Genomic DNA, 527 nt, shown 5'->3' on the forward strand with positions numbered 1-527 from the left:
CGAGCTGCTCTTTAAAGTACTCTTAAGTTGCTGAGCTTTTTTTTCCCACCTGTTTTTTTGTAAAACGTGCCGTTTTGCTGTTCTTTAAATTAACAGATACATCGGAAGATGAAATTTTTAACTGCAGCTTCTCTTTTTCTCCACTTGGTTTGTGAGTTAATACGCGAACCATGCCACCATTGCGCAACTTTCCAAATAAAATTTCATCAGCCAATGGCTTCTTAATATGTTCTTGTATAATACGACCCAATGGGCGTGCACCCATCTGAGAATCATATCCTTTATTAGCAAGCCAAACCATTGCAGAAGGACTTAATTCAAAACAAATTCTCCGATCAGCCAATTGTGCTTCAAGCTGAAAAATAAACTTTTGCACAATCTGATTAATGATTAACTGAGATAAAGGGGCAAACGGAATGATCGCATCTAACCGATTACGAAATTCCGGTGTAAACAAACGGTTGATTGTTTCTATATCATCACCATCACGTTGCACATTGCCAAATCCGATAGCTGACTTTGCCATA

The 527-nt window shown here is 38.1% G+C and carries 1 pseudogene; it reads right to left on the minus strand.

The annotated features are described in order from the left end of the window. Nucleotides 1-22: 22 nt before the first annotated feature. Nucleotides 23-527: pseudogene (gene clpA, locus ACFIK8_RS13095) on the minus strand (ATP-dependent Clp protease ATP-binding subunit ClpA); the annotation flags it as partial.

It is taken from the genome of Bartonella sp. MR168JLCBS, from assembly GCF_042194175.1.